Genomic DNA, 24,212 nt, shown 5'->3' with positions numbered 1-24,212 from the left:
CCGTGGGCAGCATGCGCTACGTCCATGACGAGGTCGATGAGGCCGACCCGACCTCTGCCGACATTCTGCACGGCATCATCGAGAAGCTCGAGCAGCAGGCCTGGTTCATCAGCGCCGAGACCCGCACCCCGGCGAACTGAGCGCGACCCGCACGGGCGGGACGTGGCCGCCCGTGCGGGCTGCTGAGCCCAGGTGCTGCGGAACTGAGGCGCTGCGGAACCGAGAAGAAGAGGGCAGGCCGGATGGGGCGGACGAGGCGGGGCGCCGCGGCGGCGGCTCTGGTGCTGCTGATGGCCGCGGCCTGCGCAGGAGAGGACGCGGAGGCCGACGGCAGGTCGATGTCGCCGGTCTCGCGGGGATCGGCCGATGATCCTGCCGCGGCGCCCTCCGATCACCCCTCCTCGGAGGGGGAGCACACCCCGGAGCTGCCTCCCGCCAGCGGCGCCTTCGACTATCAGCTCGGGGGCGCCTACACGCCGTCGGGCCCGATCGACGTGGTCGTGCGCGATGCGACCGCCGAACCGCTGAAGGGCGCCTACAACGTCTGCTACGTCAACGGCTTCCAGACCCAGCCCGGCGATGCCGCGATGTGGAAGGAGCACGCCGATCTGCTGCTGCACGACGCGCATGGCGACCTGGTCACAGACCCCGACTGGGACGACGAGTACATCCTCGATCCGTCCGGCTCGACGCAGCGCGACGACATCCTGGAGATCCTCGCCCCGGTGATCACGGGCTGCGCCGCGGCCGGCTACGACGCCGTCGAGATCGACAACCTCGACACCTTCGACCGGTTCGACCGGATCGACGAGAACGGTGCGATGGCCCTCGCCTCCGCCTACGTGGACCTCGCGCACGAGTCCGGGCTCGCGATCGCCCAGAAGAACGCCGCCGAGATCACGGCGACGGCGCACGAGGAGCTCGGCTTCGACTTCGCCGTCGCCGAAGAATGCGGCGCCTACGACGAATGCGCCGCGTACACGGGCGTCTACGGCGCCCGCGTCCTGCAGATCGAGTACCCCGACAGCCTCGAGGACGCCGGGATGACCTTCGCCGACGTCTGCACCCTCCCGGACCGCGCACCACTGACGATCCTGAGGGACCGCGACCTCGTCGCCCAGGGCGCCGACGGCTATCGCTACGAATCCTGCTGAACCCGGCTCTGCCCCCTGCGCGCGTCAGACCGTGGACTGAGGAGGAGATCGTCGCACGGTGGCAGTGCACAGGGACCCCAGCATGACGCGAACGCGCTGGTGGGAACGAGAGTCTCGAGGGCATGCACACAACCGCGTCCCCTCATCCCCGGTCAGCGCCGGCCGCCACCGTGACCGGCCCGTCTCCCTCCGCCGGCCCCGCCCGCCTCGAGGCGCTCGACCTCGCGCGGCTCGTCGCGATCGTCGGCATGATGACCGCCCACCTGCTGGTGCCGTTGGGCACCTCGTCCGGCGGATCGCCCTGGCAGAACGCTGCGGCCCGGATCGCGAGCGTCCTCACCGAAGGGACCTCCGCGGCGCTGTTCGCCGTGATCGGCGGCTGCAGCCTCGTGCTCGCCTCCCGGAAGCGGCTCGGGGTCGGCGACCGCGCCGGGGCCGTGCGCAGCGGCATGGTCCGCGGGGCGCTCGTCCTCGCGATCGGCCTGCTGCTCGGCTTCGTGCCCACGTGGGTGGTGGTCGTCCTCGTGCCCTTCGGCCTGGGGATGATGATCACCGCACCCCTGCTGCTGTGCTCGAGCCGCGTGCTGGCGGCCATCGCGCTCGTCCTCACCGCCGTCGGCGGCTGGCTGAACGCGAGCGTCCGCTCGGACCTCGGAATCGTCCAGGAGATCGGAAACGTGACTCCGCTGAACGTGCTCGAGCCCGCCGCGCTTCTTCGCGGGCTCGCGCTCACCGGCATGTATCCGCTGATCACGTGGCTGCCGTACCTGCTTCTGGGCGTCATCCTCATGCGTTCCCTGCTCGGTGCTGTCGAGGCGGGGCGCGCGCGCCGCTGGTCGATGACGGCGCTCGGCACCGGGGCGGGCGCGGCCGTGCTCGCCTACGCCATCTCGGCCGCTGTGAAGGCGTGGGCGCTCGCGCACGGCGAGGACAAGATGCTGCTCGACCTCCAGGGCTTCGGCGCACCCCTGCGCGGCGACCTCTGGATGCAGGCCCTTGCGACCCCGCACACCGGTTCGGTCGCGGACATGGGCGCGACCGCGGGCGTCGCCGTCGCCGTGATCGGCGTGCTCACGCTCGTGATCCCGCCGACCCGCCACCTCGCCGGCGCACTGCCGCGAGCTCTCCGCGCGGCCGGCGGCGCGCCGCTCACGATCTACACGATCCACGTGCTGCTCACCGGAGTCGCCATGATCGCCGCGCTGATCGTCGCGGGTGCCGGCGCTTTCGAGAGCGCTCCATGGTTCATCGCGGGCGCCTGGATCCTGCTCGCGCACCTCGCGATCGTCGCGCTGATCGGCCTCGTGCTCTCGGCCCGCGGCTCCCGCGGGCCCCTCGAGGCGCTGGTCAGCAGGATCGCGGGACGGGCCGGGATGCGACGCGGCGGGCGGGCCGGCAGTTGAGGCGAGCGCACGGGACGTGAGGGCGCTCGCGCCCCTCACGCCCCCGCTGCCATACCCGCGAGCGCGAGCGGGAGCAGCGAGCTGACCAGGTTGTTGGTGCCGTGCAGGACCACTCCCGGCCAGACCGATCCGGTGCGGCGGAACAGCAGCGCGGCGAACAGGCCGACCATGAAGGCCGAGGGCAGCACCGTGTTGATGCCGTGGAACAGGGCGAACACGATCGCGCTCGCGAGTACGCCGATCCACGCTCCATACCGGCTGAGCAGGGCGTTCGCGATCACGCCGCGGAACAGCGACTCCTCGCCGATCGGGGTGATGATCGAGCCGCCCACGAGCGTGAGGACCAGGGACAGCGCGCCGCCCGCCGAGGCTGCCTGGTAACTCGACTGGGGGGACTGCATGTCGCCGGAGAGCATCACGTAGACGATGGTGAGCGCGCTGCCGATGATCGCCGCGAGCACGCCGAGGCCCGCCCCGGCGAGCAGCTGCCGGCCGCTCGCACGTCGGAACCCGAAGGCCGCGGCCGAGCGGATGCGGACCGCCCAGGCGGCGCCGAAAGCGATCAGCCCCATCACGCCGGAGACGAACAGGCCGATGACCCCGCCCAGGGCGCCGCCGCCCGCGAGAGGCAGCAGCAGGAAGACGAGTCCGAAGCAGATCACGTAGGCGATGAGTCCCACGACGATCTCCGGCCAGCCCGGGGCGGTGGGGCGCGTGGTCGGCGAGGCGGTCGGGAGAGCGGTCGATGCGGGAGCGGTGCGTCGGTCGGTCATCGGGGTCCTCCTTCGTCGGTCCTGCGGAGCGGACCGGTCGGTGACGAGACGACCAGACAAGACCGTGTGGTCACCACAGGGTCAAGGGGTCTGCTCCTCGGCGAGTCGCTCGACCCGCGCGATGACGTCGATCTGGGCATCGTTGTAGACCTCGTGCAGGGCATCGCGCAGCGCCTTCCGCGTCTCCGACCTGCTCTTCTGGTATTGCGGCGCAGGATCTCGGAGCCACGGGTGCGCCTCGAGCTGCACCCGCAGACCGGGCAGCAGCTCCTCGGCGAGCCGCTGCCGGGAGGCATCGTCGGCGTCTGCGGGAAGGTCGTCGAAGCGTCGCGACGCCGAGTCGGCCGCCTCGACCATCGAGCGCACGTCGGCCAGGGCCTCGGGGCGGTACAGCTCGGCGTAGATCTGGATCAGCGAGCGATCGGCCTCGCTCATGCCGGCGCTCACCGACTCGAAGCCCGGCGGGGTGTGGGCGGGTGCGCCACCGGCGAGCAGCGCTGCGATCTGCGTGCGCGCCTCCTCGAGCTGGGAGATGCGCGACTGCAGCTCCTCGTCCAGCTCGCGCAGGGTCGAGGAGACGGAGTTAGGGTCATCGTCCCTCGACCCGACCTCGCCCGGCGCGAGGTCGTCGATGCTCTCGATCCGCGCGAGCGGGACGCCGAGGTCGGCGAGCCGACGGATCCGCAGCAGGCGCACCAGGTGGGGGACCGTGTACTGCTTGTAGCCGTTGCTGAGGCGCTCGGGTTCGGCCAGCAGACCCGCCTGGTGGTAGTGGCGCACCGTGTTCACGGTGGTGCCGGCGAGGTCAGCGAGCTGGCGCGTGCTCCAGGGCATGGGGTTCCGTTCCACGGGGCGCGAGGGATTCCGAGCCTAGACCCCGCCCAGCACCGGCGCCGCCATCATCACCGTCCTGACGGTCGGGGAGAGCACGGGCAGGGAACGCTTGACCAGCAGCGGGATGGCGCAGAGGAACATGAGCCGCACCTGCGCGGTCGGACCCGATGTCCTGCCTGTTCCCGTGGGTCCCGCCCGGCCCGGGCACGCCCGTGCGGGGCCCGAGCCTGGAAGGATGGGGGCATGCCTGCACCGCTGCGCTTCCGCGAGGACCGCATGTTCACGATCGTCCAGCTCAACGACACCCAGGACGGGCCCCGGACCGACCGTCGCACGACAGCTCTCCAGGAGGCTGTGCTCGACGATGTCCTGCCGGACCTCGTCGTCCTCAATGGGGACGTCATCGACGGCCGCCCCACGACTCCGCACGAGGTCGCGCAGGCGCTCCACAACGTGGCCCGGCCGATGGAGGAGCGCTCCATCCCCTGGGTGCTCACGTTCGGCAACCACGACGAGGACTCCGCGCCCATGACAGGGCTGCACGAGCGTGACCTGCTGGATCTGGCGCGCATCCTGCCGCACAACCTCAACGCGCCCGACGACCCGGCGATCACCGGCACCGGCAACCAGATGCTTCCCGTGCGCTCGGCCGACGGCACCCGCGACGCCTTCGCCGTCTGGCTGCTGGACTCGGGTCGCTACGCCCCGGAGACCATCCTCGGCCGCGACGGCGCCGCGCAGGGCTTCGCGGGGTATCCCGGCTGGGACTGGCTGCGGCCCGACCAGATCCGCTGGTACCGCGAGAGCTCCGTCGAGCTCGAGCACCGCAACGGCGCGCTCGTGCCCGGTGTCGTCTTCCAGCACATCCCGCTGTGGGAGCACCGTTTCGCCTGGTTCGGCAGCGTCGACTCGCGCACGGACGCTGATCACGAGCGCGCCGCGGCCCGCCACCGCATCGAGGGGGAGCGGAACGAGGAGGAGAGTCCCGGCCCGTTGAACTCGGGGATGTTCGCCGCGATGCTCGAGCGGGGCGACGTCAGGGGGCTCTTCGTCGGCCACGACCACACGAACACCTATGTCGCCGACTACTACGGGGTTCTGCTGGGCTACGGTCCCGGCACGGGATTCGGGGCCTACGGCCTCGAGGGCGAGGACGAGCATCGGCTGCGCGGCGCACGCGTGCTGCACCTGGACGAAGCGGTCGACGGGGTGCTCGCGAGCACAGAGCTGCGCCTCGCCTCCGAGTACGGCATCGACCTCACGCCCGGAGTGCAGCCGGGGGAGCCCGCGCCGCTGCCCGAGGACCTGAGCGCCGCGGTGCGCGCGGAGCCCGACCGGCGCTGAGCAGGCAGATCGTCTCCTCGTCGCCGCCGGGAACCCGCCCTCCCGTCGCCTCGCCCGCCCCGTCCGCCCCTCCCGCTCCCACACCCCGGTTGCTAGCCTGAGGGACACGGAACCGCTGGTCACTCTTGCCGGGAGGTCAGTCATGGACGACCAGATCCCCTTCGACTCCGCAGACCGCGACCTGGAGGTCCTCGTCGGCTTCGACGGGTCCGAGCAGGCCCGATCCGCCCTGCGCTTCGCCGCCGAGGAGGCGCGACGGCGCGGCAGCGGGCTCACCGTCGTCACCGCCTACGCCGCTCCGGGCGCCTTCTACGCGAACCTCGCCTCGATGCCGCACGACGCCGACGACGCCGGGAAGGCGGCCGCCCGGGAGATCCTCGAGGAGGCGGCCGAGATCGTGAAGGACCACCCCGGCCCGCTCACCTTCCGCTCCGCCAGGGGCGACGCGACCGGGGTGCTCGTGGACGCCTCCGGCTCGGTGCAGCTCGTGGTCGTGGGCTCGCGCGGACGCGGAGGCTTCGCCGGTCGCGTGCTCGGCTCGGTCGCGTCCGGACTGCCCGCCCACTCCCGCTGCCCCACGGTCGTCGTGCCCCGCCGCGAGGCGGCCGACGGATCGTCCGACGGTGCTCCTGCGGGCGCCAGCGCTCCTGCAGCCGGCCGCGGCCCCGTGGTCGCGGGGGTCGACGGATCGGAGCAGAGCGGCCTCGTGCTGCGCGTCGCCGCCCGTCAGGCCGAGAGGCTCGGCACGCCCCTGCGGGTGTTCGTCGCGATGCCGCTGCTGGACGAGTGGACCTACTGGTACCCCACGTACACGGACGACCACGTGTCCGTGGAGGAGCGCCGCGTCGAGCTCGAGGGCATGGTCGAGGACCGCATCGCCCCGCTGCGCGCGGAGCACCCCGACCTCGAGATCGAGGTCGTCGTCGAGATCGGCAACAGCATCGAGCTGCTGGCCGAGCAGAGCCGCGACGCCCCTCTCACCGTGCTCGGCACGCGCGGGCGGGGCACGGTGAAGAGCGCCCTGCTGGGCTCGGTCTCCCGCGGTGTGCTGCACGGCGCCGGCGGACCGGTCATGGTGGTCCCGACCCGCGCGGCCAAGGGGTGAGTGCTCTCGCGAGCCTCGGCGCCTGGACGCGCGAGTCCGGCACCGTCACCTACGACGTCGCCCCATTGCCCCAGGATGCCCCCGCGGCGTTCACGATCCACGCCGAGTCGCATCCGTCCGGTGCCCCCTCCGAGTACCCCGCCCACACCCATCCGCTGCACGAGCTGGTGTGGGTGCGCGGCGGGACGATGACCGCGCGCGTCGACGACCTGCTGGTGACCGTCCCCGAGGGTCAGGGCCTGTGGATCCCCGCCGGGGTGGAGCACGCGGGCCGGCTCACGGCCGACGTCGAGCTGTGCGACGCGTTCTTCGCGCCCGCCGCCCTGCCGGAGCCGCTCGACGCGGCGATGACCCTGGTGATGACTCCGCTGCTCGAGTCCCTCCTGCTGCATCTCACCCGCCGCGACCTCGCGCCCGCCGCGCGGGCGCGTGCGGAGGCGGTGGTCCTGGACGTCCTCGAGCCGTCGGCCCCCGCCCTCGACCTGCGTCTGCCGGGCGATCCCCGCATCGACCCGATCGCCCGTGCCCTGCTCGCCGATCCCGCCGACCCGCGCGACCTGCCCGCCTGGTCCCGCGAGGCGGGGCTGAGCACACGCACGGTCATCAGGGCGTTCCGGGCCGCGACCGGGCTGTCCTTCGCGCGCTGGCGGCAGATGCTGCGCATCCATCACGCGCTGCGCCTGCTCGGGGAGGGCCGCGCGGTGCAGGAGGTCTCGCGGATCCTGGGCTGCTCCCAGCCCAGCACCTTCATCGACGCCTTCCATCGCGTCACCGGTCGCACGCCGGGCGCGCACCTCGCGGCGGGTGTCCCAAAACCCTGATCATGCGTCTGGAGGTCGTGATTGCGGACTCGGTGAGGGTAACCTAACCTGATCGCGGCACTGCTGCCCTCGCCTCGGGCGCTTCCGGAGCCCGGGATCCCGCGCTCCCCGAAAGGCCCTCGATGTCCTCCTCCCTCCGTGCCCGCCCGCGCCGCCTCGCCGCAGCAGCCTCCGCGCTCGCCGCCGGGGCCCTCACCCTGGCCCTGGGCGCCTGCGGCACGACCGACGTCTCCTCCTCGTCGGCCGACTCCGGGGCGTCCGACGGCGGCGCCGCGGCGGCGATCTCGAAGGACTGTGCGCAGGACACGACCGCCACCTCGGACGACCCGGTCTCGATCACCGACGGCGTCGGCCGCACGGTCGAGCTCGAGAAGCCCGCGCAGCGCGTCGTCGTCCTCGAATGGCAGCAGGTCGAGGACGCCCTGAGCCTGTGCGTGCAGCCCGTCGGCGTCTCCGAGCCCGACGGCTTCCGCACCTGGGACAGCGCCGAGACCCTCCCCGAGGGCGTCGAGGACGTCGGCACCCGCGGCGAACCCGACCTGGACACGGTGCTCTCGCTCGACCCCGACCTCGTCGTGGTCGAGGCCTTCAGCAAGGACGACGAGATCATCGGCCAGCTCGAGAAGACCGGCGTGCCTGTGCTCGCGACCCTGGGCGCGGACCCCGACGACCCGATCGGCACATGAAGGGCGTGTTCTCCATGATCGGCGAGGCCACCGGTCGCTCCGAGCGCGCGGATGCCGTGCTCGGAGAGTTCGACGACCACCTCGCCGCCGCCAAGAAGGAGGTCCAGGACGCGGACCTGGAGACGAAGGAGTTCCTGTTCTTCGACGGCTGGGTCGAGGGCGGCAACCTCACCATCCGCCCGTACACCGACGGCGCCCTGTTCACCGAGCTCGGCAAGGAGCTGGGCCTCACGCCCGCCTGGGACGACGACCTCGAGGAGGCCTACGGCACCGGCGGCGTGAGCGAGGAGTACGGCCTCACCCAGACCGACGTCGAGGGCCTCACCGCGGTGGGCGACGCGAACCTCTTCTACGCGAACGACGAGGGCACCGGAGAGGGCAGCTACATCGACGAGATGCAGAAGAACGACATCTGGAGCTCCCTGCCCGCCGTGAAGGCGGGGCGCGCGCACGCCTTCCCGCCGCGCATCTGGGGCGCCGGCGGGCCCCGCTCGAACGAGCAGGCCATCGACGCCTTCGTCGACGGGATCACCGAGGGCTGAGTGCCCGGGTGGACCCGCCCCCGGGACGTCAGCTCCCCTCGAGCGCCTCGAGGACGTCCTCGCCGTACTCGGCGAGCTTCTTCGCGCCCACGCCGCTGACGCCGCCCAGCTGGTCCACGCTCGTCGGCCGCAGCTCGACGATCCCCACCAGCGTGGCGTCGGAGAAGACCATGTACGGGGCGATCTGCTTCTCCTTCGCGACCGAGGTGCGCCACGCCCGCAGGCGCTCGAAGACCTCCTGCTGCGCGGGCTCGAGCGAGGCCGCCGCCCGCGACGCGCCGCCCGCGCCCCCGCCGCGCCCCGCGCCTCGCGACCGCGGCGCCTTCACGGGGGAGCGGTCCACCGCGAGCTCCACGATGACCTCGCCGCGCAGCACCGGGCCCGCGTGCTCGCCGGGGACGAGCACCCCGTACTCGCCGACCGCCTCGACGATCCTCCGTGACAGCAACTGACGCAGCACCGTGCGCCATTCGCGCTCGGAGAGGCCCTCGCCGATGCCCCAGACGCTCAGCTCCGGGTGGCGGGACTGGGCGGAGCGCTCGTTGTCCTTGCCTCGCAGCACGTCGATGACCTGCCCCGAGCCGAACTGCTGGCCGCGTTCGCGGTCCAGGCGGATCAGGGCCGAGAGCAGCTTCTGCGCGGGAACGGTCGCGTCCCAGGTGCTGGGCGGGTTCAGGCACACGTCGCAGTTTCCGCAGGGATCCGACTCCTGGCCGAAGTAGTGCAGCAGCTGCACGCGTCGGCAGGTGACCGTCTCGCAGAGGGCGAGCATCGCGTCCAGGTGTGCGCGGGCGTTGCGCTTGAAGGGCTCGGACCCCTCGCCCGTGTCGATGAAGCGGCGCTGGCTGACGAGATCGCCCAGGCCGTAGGCCATCCACGCGGTCGAGGGCTGCCCGTCGCGGCCCGCGCGGCCCGTCTCCTGGTAGTAGCCCTCGATGGACTTGGGCAGGTCCAGGTGGGCGACGAAGCGGACGTCGGGCTTGTCGATCCCCATGCCGAAGGCGATGGTCGCGACGATGACCAGGCCGTCCTCGCGCAGGAAGCGCTCCTGGTGCTCGCGGCGCATGGCCGCGTCGAGGCCCGCGTGGTACGGCAGGGCGGCGACGCCGCGCTCGGAGAGCCATGCCGCGGTCTGCTCGACGCTCCTGCGCGAGAGGCAGTAGACGATCCCCGCCTCACCCGGGTGCTCGCTGCGGATCAGACGCAGCAGCTGCTCGCGCGGGGAGGCCTTGGGGTCGATGCGGTACTGGATGTTGGGCCGGTCGAAGCTCGAGACGAAGTGCGCCGCGTCCTGCATCCGCAGGTTCTCGGTGATCTCTCGGTGGGTCTCACGGGTCGCCGTCGCGGTGAGGGCGATCCGGGGGACGTCGGGGAAGGTCTCGGCGAGCATCGAGAGGCCCAGGTAGTCGGGCCGGAAGTCGTGTCCCCACTGGGCCACGCAGTGGGCCTCGTCGATCGCGAACAGGGCGAGCTCGGCGCGCTGCAGCAGCTGGATCGTGCGGGGGAGGACCAGGCGCTCGGGCGCCATGTACAGCAGGTCCAGCTCGCCGGCGAGGAGCTGCTGCTCGACGGCCCGCGCCTCGTGCATCTCGAGCGTGGAGTTGAGGTAGGCGGCGCGGATGCCGTTGGCCTCGAGCGCCGCCACCTGATCGGCCATCAGGGCGATCAGCGGGGAGATCACGATCCCGGTGCCGGGCCTGATCAGCGACGGGATCTGGTAGCACAGCGACTTGCCGCCGCCGGTGGGCATGAGCACGACCGCGTCGCCGCCGCCGATCACCTGGTCGATGATCTGCGCCTGCTCGCCCCGGAAGCAGTCGTAGCCGAAGACCGTCGAGAGCACCTCGAGGGCACGCGGGTCCCCGGAGGGGGTCGGCGCCAGTGCCGAGGGGGCCTGCTCGTCCGGTGCGGCCGGGTCGAGCTCGGGCCCGAAGGACGAAGGGGCCGACGGTGCCGAAGGGGTCGACGGTGCCTGAGGATCGGTCGGAGCGGGCGCGTCGGCGGGGGCGTCATGCATGCGTTCCAGCCTATGCGCGCGCACCGACCCGGCGGGCCGCCGGGCGGCGGGTTGTGGATGGGTGCGGAGGGAGCGGGGCGACGACGGCTCGGTGCGGCGCTGGGAAGGGCTGCCGACGGGAAAAGAGCACCCCCTCGAGAGGTCCGGCCGTCGAAAGCCTCGAGTCCGCCGGAATCCTCCGCGAGGTGACCGGCCGCAAGCGCGACCGGATCTGGGTGGTCGCCGACGTCATCGACGAGCTCGAGGATCTGGACCGGCGCATCGCAATCAGAGCTGGGGGGAGCAGCGCGCAGCTGACCCGCGCATCTGCTCTCGGCGTCGTCGGTGGGGTGCGCCGCATGTGAGCGCAGCGTGCGAACGACCACCCTGCCGGCGCGCTCAGCTGGTACCCGTGACCGGCCGACGCCGCCGCCCGGATCCCGGGGCCCGGCCACCGTAGCGCTGCGAGCGGCGGACGTCCTCGCCTGCTCACCGCTCTCGTGCGCGGGGCCCTCCAGCGGGGGCGGAGGAGGACGCGGGCTCAGACGCGCAGGGTGTCGAGCTGCGCGTCGATGTCGGGGATGCGGCGGATCTCGGGGCGGACGATGCGCTCGCCCCGGACGACCACCATCGAGGGCTCGGCGAGGGCCTCGAACGACTCCAGGGGGTCGGACTCGAGGACCACGAGATCGGCCGAGAGCCCCGGGGCGAGGCGTCCGGTGACGCCCTCCAGCCCGAGGACGGAGGCGTTGCCGGCAGTCGCCGTGTGGAGCACCGCGGCGGGATCGACGTCGAGGAGACGTGGATAGAGATCGAGCTCGCGCCAGAAGCTCGAGTGGGTGGAGTAGCTGACGCCCGAGTCGGTGCCGATCCCGAGAGCGATCCCGTGCTCGATCGCCTGCTGCGCTCCCGTCAGCATCTCGTCGAGCACCATGCGGGCATTCTCCTGCACCACCTCTCCGAGGCCCGTGACCTGCGGATCGAACCGGACGAGCGGGATGCACGCCAGGAGAGTCGGAACCAGCGCCGACCAGCCGCGCAGGGAGGCGGGGTTGTCATGGAAGAGCTCGATGCTCTCCGGCAGGAGGGTCGCGCCGTGCTCGATCGTGTCGACTCCGGCACGGAGCGCTGCGAGCACCCCCTCCCGGCCCTGGGCGTGCGCCGCGACGAGCACTCCCGCCCCGTGGGCCTCCTCGCAGACGGCGCGCATCGACGCCTCCGGCATCTCCGGTCTCCCGGCATGACCGACGTCCAGGGCGTCCGTGACCCCGCCGGTCGCCGCGATCTTGATCGCCTGCGCGCCCCGTCGCAGGTTGCGGCGCGTGTTGGCGCGGGCGGTCTCCGGTTCATCGCCGATCAGCGCGATCTGAGGGGCGCCGTGCCCGCCCGTGATCGCCATCAGCGGGCCGGCGGGCAGCAGCCTGGGGCCCGTGATCTCGCCGCTGTCGATCTGCCCGCGGACGTGGATGACCTCGTCGGCCGTGTCGCCGACGGTCCGGATCGTGGTGACCCCCGAGTGCAGCTGGGTCAGTGCGTTCTGACGGGTCCGACGGCGCAGGAGCGCGCGGCCCGGCGGGGTGTGCATGGCGCGCGTCAGGTGCCCTGCGATCCTCGGGTTCGTGTAGATCGAGGAGAGCGGCCTGCCGTCGGCGAACAGATGCGCGTGGGCGTTGATCATCCCGGGCACGAGGAACTTCCCCGCGCCGTCGATCCGCGGCAGGGTCGGCGGGAGATCGATCTGCGCCGAGGGGCCTGCGGAGGAGATCAGGCCGTCGGCGCCGACGCTGACGGTCCAGTCGCGGTGCACGGCGCCGTCCCGCTCGCCGGTCAGGGCGTCGATGCCGACGATGGCGAAGGGAGCGCTCATGCGTCGATCCCATCGCATTTGGTGCCCGGCGTCCACCTTGAGCCGCGCGCCGGACGCCCGGGATCCGTCCGACGCCCGGAACCGCTTGACCCGCGATAGCCGGGGGAGCAATGGGAGTCGCACAACGCTCGTGCGGCGGGGATCCCGTGCTCCGGGTCAGAGCTGGAGTGCGCCGGGCTGATCAGACGACACGGGGCGACTCCTTCCTTGGGAGCAGTCCATGACCGTGGACAGTCCCGCCTTCGAGGAGTTCGGGGCCGGAGTCGAGGAGAAGCGACTAATCCCCATGATGACGGAGCTCGTCGAGACGGGACAGGCGAGTGCGGCCCCGGTGCACGTCCACCGGGCCAGCGAGGTGGGCCGCAGGAGTGGGGAGCTGACTCCGGGGAACCCGCGGGGCGACGGCGGTCCGGGCCTGGAGTGCCTGTCACACGTCCTGAACAGACTGATTCAGCTCGAGTACTCGGCGGTCGATGCCGTCGACATCGTCGACGGAGATGACCTCCCCCTCGGCGATGTCGCGGCGGAGGGTCGTGCCGGAGAGCACGTAGTACGCCGCTGTTCCTTCCGCGGGCGTGATCATCACCGGGTCCACCCCGGCGATCTCGTGATGGTGCCCGGCGACGATCAGGTCCGTGCCAGCGGCCAGTCGCCGCTGCGCACGGGCCGCCATCATGGTGGTCGGGCGGGGCGCCCGTGACGGTGTCCCGTCGACAGCTGCATAGATGCTCAGCGGCGTCTCGACTCCCATGAGGTGATAGGGCCAATAGATCGCGGCGAGCGTGCCCGATCTGCTGACCACATGGCCCTTGCCACGCAGGGTGTCCCATGTCGCAGGGTCTTCGGCGCGCACGATGGCGAAGACGCCGCCCGCGAAGCTGGCCTCATTCGGAAGGCGGAGCGCCGAGAACACATCGACGATGCCGTCATGGGAGCGGACCCCACCGTCCTCGCGAGCGGAGTAGATGTCTGCGAGCTCTGAGGGGCGGGCAACGGGATAGTGCATCTCCGGAACATCCGCGGGCATTCCCACCCGCTGCGAGACGACGGTCATCTCGCACGCATCGGCGGCCGCCCGGCGCTTGAGGTCGCTCAGGGCTCGCGCTCGTCGCTCGAGGGTCGCCGGCACGTCCTCCCCGAGCGCCAGCAGGGCTGCGAAATCTGCCACGGGCACGCATTCGCCGTTCTGCGTCACCGTCGAACTCTCGGGATCGAACACGAGGTCGTACTCGCTCGACTTCCCGACGGCGACGATGTCCAGGCCGACAGCGGAGATCCAGTCCAACAGGCGGAGGAGATTCGCCGGCTGATCGCCGTCACCGGGGAGATAGCTCAGCCCGGTCTCCGCTGCACGCGCGGCGAGGGCGGCGCCCACAGCCGTGTCGACCTCTTTGCTGATCATCACGACGTGCGTGCCATGATCCAGCGCCGCTTCCGAGTAGGCGGTTCCCGCGGGGACGTTCCCGGTCGCTTCGACGAGCACATCGACCGAGTCCCAGTCGATGGCCTCGAGGGAGGAGAGCAGAGCTGTTTCGCCGGAGGCGGCAGCGGCGTGCGCGCTGGACGGAGCGTCGGCGATCTCGAACGCGGTGATCCCGAGGTCTGCGAGCATGGCCACTGTGCCGTCGACGTCCGGGTCGATCAGGGCCGTTGCTCGGATGTCGGGAGTGCTGCGGAGTTGAGCCAGGAATGTTCGGCCGAAGCCTCCGTTGGCACCCGTCAGTGCCACACGGATCTCGCCGGTGCGTCGACGCGGTGATGCGATCTTCATCGATGTTCCTCGTTTCGTGCGGCTGAGGTGGGGATCGGAGGGTCCCACCGGGCGATCTGCGCTGATCGACGCCAGCGACGCCCGCTGTCGTCTACAATCGTCACGAATATTATCAGAAAGCAACACGTATGCTGGGCCGGCGCTTTGTCGAGGGCTCATGGTTCAGACCAGGAGGGGATCGGATGCTCGGAGCTATCGCCGATGACTTCACGGGTGCCACGGATCTCGCTGCCATGCTGAGACGGTCCGGGCACTCCGTCATCGTGGTGATCGAGGACTCCAGCCCGGATGCGATGCAGGTGGCCAGTGCTGATGCGGTGGTCGTCGCGCTGAAGATCCGCAGCTGCCCCGCCGTCGAGGCAGTGGACGCAGCACTCGCTGCGCTGTCGAGGCTTCGGGAATGGGGAGCGGACCGGATCTACATCAAGTACGCCTCGACGTTCGACTCGACACCGCAGGGCAACATCGGTCACGTGCTCGACGCGGTCGCCGACCGGCTCGGAGTGGGGCGCTGCGTGGTCGTGCCTGCTCTCCCTGAGAACGGCAGGACGGTCTACCAAGGGCATCTGTTCGTCCACGATCAGCTGCTGGCCGAGTCCCCGATGAAGGACCATCCGCTGAATCCGATGACGCGCTCCCGTGTGGCTGAGGTTCTTGAGCCGCAGACGAACCGCCCGGTCAGCGAGATACACGAACGCGAGGTGCGCTCGGGGGCGGGAAGGCTTCGCGAACTCCTCGCGCGACGCTCGGGCCATGTCGTCATCGATGCGATCGATGACGGCGACCTCGACATCATCGGCGCGGCAGTGTCGGACGAGCCTCTTGTGTCAGGAGGATCGGGACTGGCGCTTGGGCTCACGGGGGGCAGCGGTGAGACCTCGCCTCCCGTGGCGTGGCCGGAGCCTGGAAGTGGCGCGGTGCTGTGCGGGAGCGTGTCCTCGGCGACGCGGCGGCAGATCGAGATCGCGTCGAAGGAGGCGCCGGTCCGTGCGATCGATCTGGCCAAGGCGGTCGCGGACGCGTCCGTAGAAGCCGATGTGCTCGCGCGGTGGGTTGCGCAGCACGCGAGGCCCGCGACGCCCTCCGACCCCGGTGTCCGTCCGGTCGTGTGCGCCGCGCGTTCCTTGGATGACGTGGTGCGCGAGATCGATGGCATCGACGTCGCAACCACTGTCGAGACCGTGCTCTCCCAGGTGGCTCGCCGCCTCGTCTCGTGGGACGCGGTCCGGGCGATTCTCATCGGCGGAGGTGAGAGCAGCGGCGCCGTCGTCCGCGAGCTGGGTATCGAGGTCCTCGCCATCGGCACGGAGATCAGTCCCGGGGTCTGCTGGTCGGCCGCGCGGACGCGATACTCCGGCGACCGCACGGTGGCGCTCGCCCTGAAGAGCGGCAACTTCGGCGGAGAGCGCTTCTTCCTCGATGCGTGGGGGCTCCTGTGACCGCCGCTCTCGACGCAGTGATCTCGGCAGGCCGGAGTTTCGTCTCGCTCGGCATGAGTCCGGGGAGCTCGGGCAACGTCAGCATTCGAGAAGGGGATCGTGTTCTCGTATCTGCCACGGGCACCGATCTCGGCCGCCTCTCCCCCGATTCCTTCGCGGTTCTGGACCTGGACGGGCGCCAGGTGGCGGGTCCGCGGGCGTCCAAGGAAGCGCCTCTGCACACGGCGTTCTACCGGCGGAGGGGCGATGCTGGCGCCGTCATCCATCTGCATTCCGCCTACGCGACGGCCGTATCGGTGCTGGCTCCCTGGAGCGACCGCACAGCGGTCCCTCCGCTCACCCCCTATGCGGTGATGCGCGTGGGGCGCGTTCCGATGGTCCCGTACCGAATGCCGGGGTCACCTGAGCTCGGGGAGCTGCTCGAGGGGCTTTCCGGGGACTTCCGCGCTGCACTGCTCGCGCACCACGGCATGGTCGTCGCCGGGCGCGACGCCGCGCATGCGCAGGAGGTCGCGGTCGAGCTCGAGGAGGCGTGCCGCCTGACGGTTCTGACCCGCGGTCTCGATCCTGTGACCTTGACTGATGATCACGTGGCCGAGCTGGTGGCCGCCTATGGTGTTCCCTGGGAATGACGTCCGGAATCCCTCCAGGCGGGTGATGGGCACGCCGAATCGTGCTCACGCAGTTCGTGGAGTGACAACAGGCCAGGAGGCAGGTGCGATGTCCGAAGGGTCCCCGCTCATCCCGGAGCAGCGGCGCAAGGAGATTCTGCGACTGGTCCGGACGGAGGGCGTGGTGAGCTACCGGCGGCTCACGGAGCTCCTGGGGGTCAGCCAGATGACGGTGCGCCGGGACGTCGCGGTTCTCGCTGAGCAGGGGCGCGCACGTTCCACGCAGGGTGGTGTCGCAGCAGAGCCCCGCGAGCGGGAGGAACCCCAGCGCGCCGAGAAGGCGCGTTCGGACGTCGAGCAGAAGCACGAGATCGCTCGGCGGGCCGCAGGCCTGGTCGAGGACGGAATGAGCGTGTATCTCGACGCGGGCACGACGGTGCAGGGACTTCGCGGTGAACTCGATGAGCGACGTGGCTTGACGATCGTCACCAATGACCTGAGCACGGCCACGGCCTTTCTCGACCACCCGGATGCCGAGCTGATCATGATCGGCGGCCGCATCGACAAGGACAACCAGTCGTCAGTGGGGAGGCTCGCGGAGATGGCGCTGGACCAGCTCACCGTGGACATCGCACTGCTCTCGTGCTCGGTCTGGGACGTCGCACATGGGCTCACCACGCCCGTGGAGGCGAAGGTCGGCCCCAAGCGAGCGGCCCTCGCGTCGAGCACACGCTCCGTGCTGCTCGCCGACAGCTCCAAGTACGGGCTCTTCGCGCAGTACAAGGTCATGCGGCTGACGGAGCTGGACGCGGTCATCACGGACGACCGCCTTCCCCAGGAGGAGCGTCGCGCGCTGCGACAGTCAGGCGTCGTCCTCGATCTCGCTGGGGACTGACGTCGAGGCCGATGGCCGGCATCGGGACACGCGCTGTTCCACTGCCCATGCTTCGATCTGAGGCTGAACGGGAATATTTGTGACTCCCTGTGATAGTTTGACGCTGTCGCGCTGACGGCTCCGCCGGGCGCGCGTCCTCGAAGACGTTCTTCATCATCTTCGGGGCCACGAGGAAGTGGGAGACCGCCCGCTTCGTCGGAACCCGTCCGGCGCGGATGTCGGAATGCGGTCTCACAGAGAGGTACATGCCCCATGTCAGCCAGCGAGCTGCATCTGATCTTCGCAGCGATCGACGTGGTCCTGATCATCGTCGCCATCGCGCGGTTCAAGTTCAATCCGTTCCTCGCGCTGTCGATCGGCGCCCTGCTCCTCGGCCTCGCGAGCGGCCTCGGCGTGGGGGGCACCGTCGACGGGTTCGAGTCGGGATTCGGCGACACACTCGGGCATACGGCCCCGGTGATCGGTTTCGGGGTCATGCTCGGAGCGATCCTCACCGCGACGGGCGGGGCCTCCCGCATCGCCGACGAGTTCGTGGGCAACCGGTCGAGGGCGCTGATCCCCGTCGCTCTGAGCGTCGCAGCCCTGATCATCGGCCTGCCCAACCTGTTCGACGTCTCGTTCGTCATGCTGGTCCCGCTCGTCTACGCCGTGGCGCGACGCACGGGTTCTCATCTGCTGTACGTCGGGCTCCCGCTGACGGCGGGCCTCTATGCGGCGCACGGGCTCCTCCCGCCGCATCCCGCCCCGACCGCGGCGGTCGGGGCGTTCGACGCGAGTTTCGGGCTCACGGTCCTCTACGGGATCATCATCGCGATCCCGACGCTCCTGGTCTGCGGCGTGCTCCTTCCACGTCTGCTGCAGTCGTCCTTCGGCGAGCAGATCGATCTGAGCGGTGGCCCGGCCGGTGGCGCCTCCGAGCTCTCGGAGACGAGGCCCTCCTTCGCGCTCTCGCTGTTCGTCGTGCTGCTGGCTCCGGTGCTCCTGGTCATCGGGAGCGTCGGTGAGGGAAGGACCGCCGAGGGCACGGCACTCGGAGTGGTCATGCGCCTGCTCGCCAATGCGGACCTCGTGCTGATCATCTCGGTCGTCGTCGCTCTCGTGACCCTCGTTCCGGCTGCGAAGCTCAAGCTCGGAGAACTGCAGTCGGTCGCCGGCGGCGCATTGAAGACGGTCGGGCCCGTCATCCTCATCATCGGCGCCGGAGGGGCGCTCGGGGAGATGCTGACTGCCACGGGCGTCGCTGATGTCATCGTCGACACCGCGCAGCGGTGGAGCATCTCGCCCCTGATCCTCGCGTGGGCACTCGCAGCGCTCCTGCGGATCGCGCTCGGATCAGCGACAGTCGGGACCGTCACCGCGGCGGGGATCGTCGCTCCGCTGGCAGCGGGAGGCTCGACCTCTCCGGAGCTGCTCGCTCTGGCGGCCGCGTCAGGATCGGTGATGCTCTCGCACGTCAACGACTCCGGGTTCTGGCTGTTCAAGGAGTACTTCCAGCTCAGCGTGAAGCAGACCTTCAAGACGTGGACGCTGCAGCTCTCGCTCCAGTCGTTGATCGGGCTTGTGGGCGTGCTCGTGCTCTCGCTCTTCGTGCGCGCTTGAGTCCGGATGCGGCTACGCACCGGAAGGTCCTGGTGCACGCGAACCGGAGCGAGAGCGAGGAGGCCCGACGATCCCCCTGCGGGCACATCTGATCGCCGGTTGTCACCAGGAGACCATCGGCAGATCAGTGTGGTCCGGGCGCGTGGGTGCGGGGCCGCCGCTGCTGGACGGGCTCCCCGCCGACCTCGTCCTGACCGGGAGGCTGTCCCGGATCCCCGGCGGATGGGCGCCCGAGGCCGACGGACGCTGGCGGGGACAGCCGATGAGTTGACCGGTCTTGACTGACGAGCGGTCGCCGCGGACGACCAGCCGCGGCGGCCCGGCATCCGCGAGCGACCGTCCGCGGCTGCCGGTGGCCGACGGATCAGTCCTGCGGCGCCGGGTCCGGGATCTCCTCGGGCCGGTAGCGGGGGAGCCTGGACGCCGGCAGCGCGGCGGCCGCGCTGATGCCCGCGAGCACCAGGAAGCCCAGTTTCAGGGTGCGCAGGCGCTCGGCCTCGTTCACCGCGACCGCGGCGTCGACCTGCTGGGGCGTGGCGGTCGTCCCCTCGAGCAGCTGCTCGAGCTCGGCGTTGCTCACGAAGTTCGCGCTGTCGAGGTCGACCTGCGAGACGAGCTCGGGCGGGAGCTCCGTGTGATCGACGACGGCACGGCCCACGTTCACGCCGAGCAGTGTCACCAGCAGCGCACCCATGACGGCCGTCCCGACCGCCGACGCCAGGTTCTGCGTGGTCCCGCGCAGCGATCCGACGTCCCCGGCGAGCCGCTTCGGGGCGCTCGTGACCAGCACGTTGAAGACCAGCGTGACCAGTGATCCCTGGCCGATCCCGAAGACGATGAGCCCGAGGATCGTCGGCAGAGTCTCCCAGTTGTTCGTGACCACCGCTGCGAGCCACACCAGGGCGATCGTGGTCAGGGCGAACGAGAACAGGGCGATCGCGCGGGGGCTGAAGCGCGAGTAGAAGCGGACGATGAGGGTCGCCGTGACGAACACGGTGAGGTTGAACGGCATCATCGCCAGCGACGTGGCGAACGGCGCGCGGCCCTGGACCACCTGGATGTAGGTGGGGACGGTGAAGTTCACGGCCGCCTCCATCGCCACGATGATGAACATCGCGTACACGGCGGAGCGCTCGGCGCGCGAGCCGAGCACCCGCAGGTCCACGAGCGGCACCCGGTCCGACGCCATGCGGCGGCGGGTCCACAGGAGGAACGCCTGGCCGCAGATGAGCCCGAGCACCACGAGCACGGGTGCGGGCGACATGCCGAGCACCGAGAACGGGGCGGTGTCCTCGGCGCGCAGGATTCCCCAGCCGTTGAGGTTGTTGAAGCCGAGGGTGAGCATCACGATCGCGGCACCGATCAGCACCGAGGCGACGAGGTCGATCTTCACCGACGGGTCCCCGCGGTCCGAGCGCAGGGTGAAGCTGAGAGCGAAGACGGCGATGGCGAGGGCGAGGGTGATGAGGAAGATCGGGCGCCAGCCGACGAGGGTGCCCAGGGTGCCGCCGATGAGGAAGGCGCTCATGCCCGAGAAGGCCCGGGCCGACCCCAGGGAGCCGACGGCGGTGGCCTGCTGCGCTCCGCGATAGTTCTCGGCGATCAGCGCGACGAGCGCCGGCACGATGATCGCGGCGGCGGCGCCGGCGAGGAGCTGGCCGACGATCGCCCACGTGATGGTGCGCGAGAAGATCATCAGCAGCGACGAGATGGCGAACACCACCAGGACGCCGCGGAAGATCTGCGTCCAGCCGATCCGCTGGCCGAGCTTGGCGCCGGTCATCACGAGCGCAGCGACGGCGAGGCCGTAGACCACGATCGTCGAGCTCGCCGTCGTGGGCGGGACGTGGAAGTCCTCGACCATGCCGCCGAGGGAGATCGGCAGGGCCGCGACGTTGAAGGACATGAGGACCTGGGCGAGGAACAGCCCGATCATCGGTACCCACGAGCGGCGCTGCTCGGGGTTCTGCGTCGGGGACGGGGACGGGGAGGAGGCAGAGGACATGAGGACCCTCCTGGTGGTCGTGGTCCTGTGGGGATCGGGGAAGGGGGATCAGGGATGGGTGATCGGGGATGGGGAGGAGCAGGGACTGCGACGACGGTTCAGGGACTGGGGGAGGCGAAGAGGTTCAGTCCGAGGGCCCGCGAGAGGTACGCGCAGGTCCGCAGGCCGCGCACGCTGTTGCCGGCCCGGTCGAGCGGCGGGGAGAAGACGCCCACGGCGCCCTTGCCCGGCGCGACGGCGACGATGCCGCCCGAGACCCCCGACTTGGCGGGCAGGCCGATCTCGAACATCCACTCGCCCGATCGCTCGTACATGCCGCACGACGCGAGGACGGCCAGGGTGTCGCGGCAGACCTCCGCCGAGACGACCCGTCGGCCCGTCCGGGGGTTCACGCCGCCCGCCGCGAGCGTGGCGCCCATGACGGCGAGATCATCGGACGAGACCAGGAGGGAGCACTGCCTCGTGTAGGCGTCGAGGGCCTCCTGCGCAGGTATGCGGAGCCGGTCGTAGCTGGTCAGCAGATCGGCGATTCCCCGGTTGCGGTGGTTGCTCGCGGACTCGGATTCCAGCACCGTCTCGTCGATCCGCAGCGGACGGCCCGCGAAGGCGCTGAGCCCCTCCTGGATCGCCTCGAACTTCGCGGCGCCGTCCCGCCCCGGCATGAGGGCGGTGGTGGCGATGGCGCCCGCATTCACCATCGGGTTCATCGGGCTCCCGTTGTTCAGCTCGAGGGCGATGACGGAATTGAACGGCAGCCCGGTGTTGTTGACGCCCACGATCTCGTGCACGCTCTCGTGGCCGATCGCGTCGGTGACCAGAGCGAGCACGAATGCTTTCGAGATCGACTGGATCGTGAAGAGGGCGGAGGTGTCACCGGCCGTGTGCATCGGGCCCGCGGCCTCGGCGAGGGATACGGCGAACAGGTCCGGATCGGCCTCCGCCAGCACCGGGATGTAGTCCGCGACCGAGCCTTCCTGCAGGTCGCGGTAGCGCTCATGCACGTCGCGCAGCAGCGTGCGCACGGAGGATTCGGCGGGGAGAGAGCCCGTGCGAGCGCTCTGGGGAATCTCCAGGACATCGGTCTCGAACATCGCGACCTCCCATGCGGGATCCGAGCGATCGACAGCTTCGTCATCAGCGGCGCTGTTCACGATACGACCGTTGCCGAGCGATGAACAGAGCTGCCCGGAATGCCGCTATCGGGCTTTCCGTCCCGGTGCCTCCCGGCATTTCCGATGCTCGCCGGAGAACGCAAAGCGGTCGGTCTCCGTCGGGCGACCCGGATCAGCTCAGCGCGACCTCGCGCCCCTGCGCCGCGGATGCGTAGATCGCCTCGAGGATCTTCACGATCTCGACGCCGTGGCCGACGGGCGCCAGGTTCTCGATGCGACCCAGGCAGGAGTCGACGAAGTGCGCGATCTCCGCCTGGAAACCGGCCTCCATCTCGAAGGTGCCGGAGCCGATCTGCGGGGTCACGTTCACGATCGAGTCGTGCATCTCGGTGGCGATGCTCAGACGGGGCTCGAGGTCGGCTCCGCCCTTGTCCCCGAAGACGGAGACGCTGATCGAGTCCTGCGCCGCGTGCAGGGAGTACGAGCAGTCGATCTGCAGGGTCGCACCGTTGTCGAAGCGCACGAGGGCCGTGGCCATGTCCTCGACGCTGTTGGCCGCGGGGTCGTGGTCCGAGACCTGGTAGCGCGGCAGGGTGGTGATGTTGGAGCGGTTGCCGAGCAGGTCGTAGGTGCTGCCGCTGACCGTGACGGCCGTCGGGCTGCCCATCAGGTACCAGCACAGGTCCAGCACGTGGATGCCGATGTCCAGCAGCGGGCCGCCGCCGGCGATGTCCTTGTCCGCGAACCAGCCGCCCGGGTTGCCCGCCCGCCGGATGCAGGAGGCCTTCGCGTAGTAGATCTCTCCCAGATCGCCCGCGTCGATGAAGGACTTCAGGACCTGGCAGTTCGGGGCGTGGCGGCGCACGAACCCGACCTGCAGCACACGGTCCGAGCCCGCGACGGCCTCCTGGATCCGCTCCGCCTCCTCGAGGTTGCGGGCCAGGGGCTTCTCGACCAGCACGTGCTTGCCGGCGCGGACGGCGGCGATGGCCCACTCGGCATGGGTGTTGTTCCAGGTGCAGATGCTCACGGCGTCGACCTCGGGGTCGGCCAGCAGCTCGTTCGGGTCGCCGTAGGCGCGGCGGGCGCCGTACTCCTCGGCGACCGTCCGGGCGCGCTCGGGGTTCACGTCGCTGACGGCGACGAGCTCCGCCTCGGGGTGAACGGCGTAGGCGTCGAGGTGGGCGCGGGCGATGGTGCCGGCGCCGATGATGCCGATGCGCAGGGTGCTCATGTCGGGTGCTCCTGTGTGGGAAGGGCGGAGATGGACGAGGTGGAGGAGGGAGAGGAAGGGGGAGTCAGATGTTGAGCAGTCGGCGCGCGTTCGCGAGGCCGCGCGTGCAGCCCAGGAGGCTGTCCTCCCAGCCCTCGAACTCGATCGCGACGAAGCCCGTGAAGTCGGATGCGCGGATGCTGCGGCAGATCGCGGTGAGGTCGAGGTCGCCGCAGCCCACGATCGCCCCGCGCAGATGCTTGCCGCCGCGGCTGCGGAACCAGCCCTCGCCGGGATCCGCGTCGGCCGGACGGATGTAGAAGTCCTTGAGGTGCACGACCATCGCAAAGGGCAGGTTCTGGGCGACCGACGCCTCGGGTGAATCGTCCACGCACACGAAGTTGCCGACGTCGAGGGTGGTCAGGAAGTTCGGCTCGTCCACCGCGTGCACGATGCGGCGCACGCGATCGGCGGACTGCACGAAGAACCCGTGGTTCTCCAGGCTCGTGGTGATTCCGAGGGTCGCCGCGTGCCGGGCGATCTCCTTCGCGCTCACCACGATGCGGGGCAGGACCTGCTCGAACAGAGGGGTGTCGTCCCCGTCGAGCCCGGCGTGGCGCACCACATCGTGGCGCATGCGCGTGATGCCGAGGCGGTGCGCGAGGTCGACGTAGGCCTTCACCCGGGTGATCGCCTCGGCGGACTCGTGAGGATCCTCGGAGGTGAGATCCGCGCCGACGGCGAGACTGGAGAGGACGACGCCCGCGGAGGCCGCGTGCTCGCGGACCGCGTCGATCGCGGCCTCCTCCCAGCCGATCGAGGGGACGGGGGAGTCGGGCTCGTCGGAGAGGATCGCCAGCTCGAGGTGCTCCGCGCCGCTCGCGGCGACCCAGTCGATCACCTCGGTCAGCGTCATGTCGCCGGAGGAGAGCCGGGGGTGGAAGGAGTACGAGCTGAAGCCGAGGTGGAGGTCGGAAGTCACCGGAGGGTCCTCGAGGGCAGTGGGGTGGGCCGGGGAGCGGTGCCGACGCGGAGGCCGGCT

21 protein-coding genes and 1 pseudogene are annotated in these 24,212 nt (G+C 70.6%); 13 read left to right on the top strand and 9 right to left on the bottom strand.

The window, feature by feature from the left end:
• The 3 genes and pseudogenes from I8D64_RS17160 to I8D64_RS04260 all read left to right on the top strand — a co-directional run.
• A pseudogene (locus I8D64_RS17160) lies at positions 1-140 on the top strand (DNA starvation/stationary phase protection protein); the annotation flags it as partial.
• A gap of 102 nt (positions 141-242) precedes the next feature.
• The gene (locus I8D64_RS04265; protein ID WP_200501204.1) at positions 243-1,154 is read left to right on the top strand and encodes an endo alpha-1,4 polygalactosaminidase; all 912 of its coding nucleotides are present in this window, start codon (positions 243-245) and stop codon (positions 1,152-1,154) included.
• Positions 1,155-1,276: 122 nt separating this feature from the next.
• Complete coding sequence (locus I8D64_RS04260; RefSeq protein ID WP_200501203.1) at positions 1,277-2,557, top strand: heparan-alpha-glucosaminide N-acetyltransferase domain-containing protein; 1,281 nt, start codon at positions 1,277-1,279, stop codon at positions 2,555-2,557.
• A gap of 35 nt (positions 2,558-2,592) precedes the next feature.
• Here the strand turns inward: I8D64_RS04260 and I8D64_RS04255 are convergent, their stop codons facing one another.
• Both I8D64_RS04255 and I8D64_RS04250 read right to left on the bottom strand, forming a co-directional pair.
• Positions 2,593-3,330 (bottom strand): CPBP family intramembrane glutamic endopeptidase, encoded by a 738-nt coding sequence (locus I8D64_RS04255; protein ID WP_200501202.1) that lies wholly within the window; start codon positions 3,328-3,330, stop codon positions 2,593-2,595.
• An 81-nt stretch (positions 3,331-3,411) separates the two neighbouring features.
• A complete protein-coding gene (locus I8D64_RS04250; RefSeq protein ID WP_200501201.1) occupies positions 3,412-4,164 on the bottom strand; it encodes a MerR family transcriptional regulator in 753 nt (250 codons plus the stop codon).
• Between the two features lie 243 nt (positions 4,165-4,407).
• On the opposite strand from I8D64_RS04250, the gene I8D64_RS04245 reads away from it, so the two are divergent.
• The 5 genes from I8D64_RS04245 to I8D64_RS17725 all read left to right on the top strand — a co-directional run bounded on the left by I8D64_RS04245 (position 4,408) and on the right by I8D64_RS17725 (position 8,662).
• The gene (locus I8D64_RS04245; protein WP_200501200.1) at positions 4,408-5,508 is read left to right on the top strand and encodes a metallophosphoesterase family protein; all 1,101 of its coding nucleotides are present in this window, start codon (positions 4,408-4,410) and stop codon (positions 5,506-5,508) included.
• Positions 5,509-5,650: 142 nt separating this feature from the next.
• Positions 5,651-6,613, top strand: a complete 963-nt coding sequence (locus tag I8D64_RS04240) for a universal stress protein (RefSeq protein WP_200501199.1) — start codon at positions 5,651-5,653, stop codon at positions 6,611-6,613.
• Positions 6,610-7,434 carry a helix-turn-helix domain-containing protein gene (locus I8D64_RS17735; protein WP_200501198.1) on the top strand — a complete coding sequence of 275 codons (825 nt, stop codon included), beginning with the start codon at positions 6,610-6,612 and terminating at the stop codon, positions 7,432-7,434. Before I8D64_RS04240 ends, I8D64_RS17735 begins: the two co-directional genes overlap by 4 nt.
• Before the next feature lie 122 nt (positions 7,435-7,556).
• On the top strand, positions 7,557-8,120 hold the full coding sequence (locus I8D64_RS17730) for an ABC transporter substrate-binding protein (protein WP_343068424.1): 564 nt from the start codon (positions 7,557-7,559) through the stop codon (positions 8,118-8,120).
• Positions 8,117-8,662: an ABC transporter substrate-binding protein gene (locus I8D64_RS17725; protein WP_343068423.1), complete on the top strand. Its 546-nt coding sequence runs from the start codon at positions 8,117-8,119 to the stop codon at positions 8,660-8,662. The genes I8D64_RS17730 and I8D64_RS17725 overlap by 4 nt, the downstream gene beginning before the upstream one ends.
• 28 nt (positions 8,663-8,690) lie before the next feature.
• Here the strand turns inward: I8D64_RS17725 and recQ are convergent, their stop codons facing one another.
• Positions 8,691-10,679: a DNA helicase RecQ gene (gene recQ / locus I8D64_RS04225; protein WP_200501197.1), complete on the bottom strand. Its 1,989-nt coding sequence runs from the start codon at positions 10,677-10,679 to the stop codon at positions 8,691-8,693.
• Between the two features lie 185 nt (positions 10,680-10,864).
• On the opposite strand from recQ, the gene I8D64_RS04220 reads away from it, so the two are divergent.
• Positions 10,865-11,023 carry a hypothetical protein gene (locus tag I8D64_RS04220; RefSeq protein WP_200501196.1) on the top strand — a complete coding sequence of 53 codons (159 nt, stop codon included), beginning with the start codon at positions 10,865-10,867 and terminating at the stop codon, positions 11,021-11,023.
• A gap of 176 nt (positions 11,024-11,199) precedes the next feature.
• On the opposite strand, the gene I8D64_RS04215 is transcribed toward I8D64_RS04220, so the two are convergent.
• Entirely contained in the window at positions 11,200-12,525 is a 1,326-nt protein-coding gene (locus I8D64_RS04215; RefSeq protein ID WP_200501195.1) for an amidohydrolase family protein, read from the bottom strand.
• 427 nt (positions 12,526-12,952) lie between these two features.
• Positions 12,953-14,455, bottom strand: a complete 1,503-nt coding sequence (locus tag I8D64_RS04210; protein ID WP_246482648.1) for a homoserine dehydrogenase — start codon at positions 14,453-14,455, stop codon at positions 12,953-12,955.
• Positions 14,456-14,478: 23 nt separating this feature from the next.
• Here I8D64_RS04210 and otnK point away from each other — a divergent pair, with 23 nt between their 5' ends.
• From otnK to I8D64_RS04190, 4 genes are all read left to right on the top strand, one after another.
• Positions 14,479-15,735, top strand: coding sequence for a 3-oxo-tetronate kinase (gene otnK / locus I8D64_RS04205; RefSeq protein WP_200501194.1), 1,257 nt, complete (start codon positions 14,479-14,481; stop codon positions 15,733-15,735).
• Entirely contained in the window at positions 15,732-16,367 is a 636-nt protein-coding gene (locus I8D64_RS04200) for a class II aldolase/adducin family protein (RefSeq protein WP_343068422.1), read from the top strand. Before otnK ends, I8D64_RS04200 begins: the two co-directional genes overlap by 4 nt.
• Before the next feature lie 88 nt (positions 16,368-16,455).
• Complete coding sequence (locus tag I8D64_RS04195) at positions 16,456-17,241, top strand: DeoR/GlpR family DNA-binding transcription regulator (protein WP_200501193.1); 786 nt, start codon at positions 16,456-16,458, stop codon at positions 17,239-17,241.
• Positions 17,242-17,493: 252 nt separating this feature from the next.
• On the top strand, positions 17,494-18,840 hold the full coding sequence (locus I8D64_RS04190) for a GntT/GntP/DsdX family permease (protein ID WP_200501192.1): 1,347 nt from the start codon (positions 17,494-17,496) through the stop codon (positions 18,838-18,840).
• A 364-nt stretch (positions 18,841-19,204) separates the two neighbouring features.
• Here the strand turns inward: I8D64_RS04190 and I8D64_RS04185 are convergent, their stop codons facing one another.
• The 4 genes from I8D64_RS04185 to I8D64_RS04170 form a co-directional block, all read right to left on the bottom strand.
• Positions 19,205-20,845 (bottom strand): MFS transporter, encoded by a 1,641-nt coding sequence (locus tag I8D64_RS04185; RefSeq protein WP_246482647.1) that lies wholly within the window; start codon positions 20,843-20,845, stop codon positions 19,205-19,207.
• 98 nt (positions 20,846-20,943) lie between these two features.
• A complete protein-coding gene (gene glsA / locus I8D64_RS04180) occupies positions 20,944-21,936 on the bottom strand; it encodes a glutaminase A (RefSeq protein WP_200501282.1) in 993 nt (330 codons plus the stop codon).
• A gap of 193 nt (positions 21,937-22,129) precedes the next feature.
• On the bottom strand, positions 22,130-23,191 hold the full coding sequence (locus I8D64_RS04175) for a Gfo/Idh/MocA family protein (RefSeq protein WP_200501191.1): 1,062 nt from the start codon (positions 23,189-23,191) through the stop codon (positions 22,130-22,132).
• 64 nt (positions 23,192-23,255) lie between these two features.
• Positions 23,256-24,152, bottom strand: a complete 897-nt coding sequence (locus I8D64_RS04170; RefSeq protein ID WP_343068421.1) for a sugar phosphate isomerase/epimerase family protein — start codon at positions 24,150-24,152, stop codon at positions 23,256-23,258.
• Between the last annotated feature and the right edge of the window lie 60 nt (positions 24,153-24,212).

Source organism: Brachybacterium halotolerans (assembly GCF_016623465.1).
In the GTDB taxonomy this organism is placed as follows: domain Bacteria; phylum Actinomycetota; class Actinomycetes; order Actinomycetales; family Dermabacteraceae; genus Brachybacterium; species Brachybacterium halotolerans.
Note: the sequence above shows the minus strand (reverse complement) of the source record. Positions and strands in the feature narration are given on the sequence as shown.

Bases quoted from the DNA above. Each gene is read 5' to 3' on its own strand.
- I8D64_RS04215 (WP_200501195.1), bottom strand. From the start codon at position 12,525: ATGAGCGCTCCCTTCGCCATCGTCGGCATCGACGCCCTGACCGGCGAG.
- I8D64_RS04265 (WP_200501204.1), top strand. From the start codon at position 243: ATGGGGCGGACGAGGCGGGGCGCCGCGGCGGCGGCTCTGGTGCTGCTG.
- I8D64_RS04240 (WP_200501199.1), top strand. From the start codon at position 5,651: ATGGACGACCAGATCCCCTTCGACTCCGCAGACCGCGACCTGGAGGTC.
- I8D64_RS04195 (WP_200501193.1), top strand. From the start codon at position 16,456: ATGTCCGAAGGGTCCCCGCTCATCCCGGAGCAGCGGCGCAAGGAGATT.
- recQ (WP_200501197.1), bottom strand. From the start codon at position 10,679: ATGCATGACGCCCCCGCCGACGCGCCCGCTCCGACCGATCCTCAGGCA.
- otnK (WP_200501194.1), top strand. From the start codon at position 14,479: ATGCTCGGAGCTATCGCCGATGACTTCACGGGTGCCACGGATCTCGCT.
- I8D64_RS17725 (WP_343068423.1), top strand. From the start codon at position 8,117: ATGAAGGGCGTGTTCTCCATGATCGGCGAGGCCACCGGTCGCTCCGAG.
- I8D64_RS04255 (WP_200501202.1), bottom strand. From the start codon at position 3,330: ATGACCGACCGACGCACCGCTCCCGCATCGACCGCTCTCCCGACCGCC.
- I8D64_RS04250 (WP_200501201.1), bottom strand. From the start codon at position 4,164: ATGCCCTGGAGCACGCGCCAGCTCGCTGACCTCGCCGGCACCACCGTG.
- I8D64_RS04260 (WP_200501203.1), top strand. From the start codon at position 1,277: ATGCACACAACCGCGTCCCCTCATCCCCGGTCAGCGCCGGCCGCCACC.
- I8D64_RS04210 (WP_246482648.1), bottom strand. From the start codon at position 14,455: ATGAGCCCTCGACAAAGCGCCGGCCCAGCATACGTGTTGCTTTCTGAT.
- I8D64_RS04190 (WP_200501192.1), top strand. From the start codon at position 17,494: ATGTCAGCCAGCGAGCTGCATCTGATCTTCGCAGCGATCGACGTGGTC.
- I8D64_RS04245 (WP_200501200.1), top strand. From the start codon at position 4,408: ATGCCTGCACCGCTGCGCTTCCGCGAGGACCGCATGTTCACGATCGTC.
- glsA (WP_200501282.1), bottom strand. From the start codon at position 21,936: ATGTTCGAGACCGATGTCCTGGAGATTCCCCAGAGCGCTCGCACGGGC.
- I8D64_RS04185 (WP_246482647.1), bottom strand. From the start codon at position 20,845: ATGTCCTCTGCCTCCTCCCCGTCCCCGTCCCCGACGCAGAACCCCGAG.
- I8D64_RS04175 (WP_200501191.1), bottom strand. From the start codon at position 23,191: ATGAGCACCCTGCGCATCGGCATCATCGGCGCCGGCACCATCGCCCGC.
- I8D64_RS17730 (WP_343068424.1), top strand. From the start codon at position 7,557: ATGTCCTCCTCCCTCCGTGCCCGCCCGCGCCGCCTCGCCGCAGCAGCC.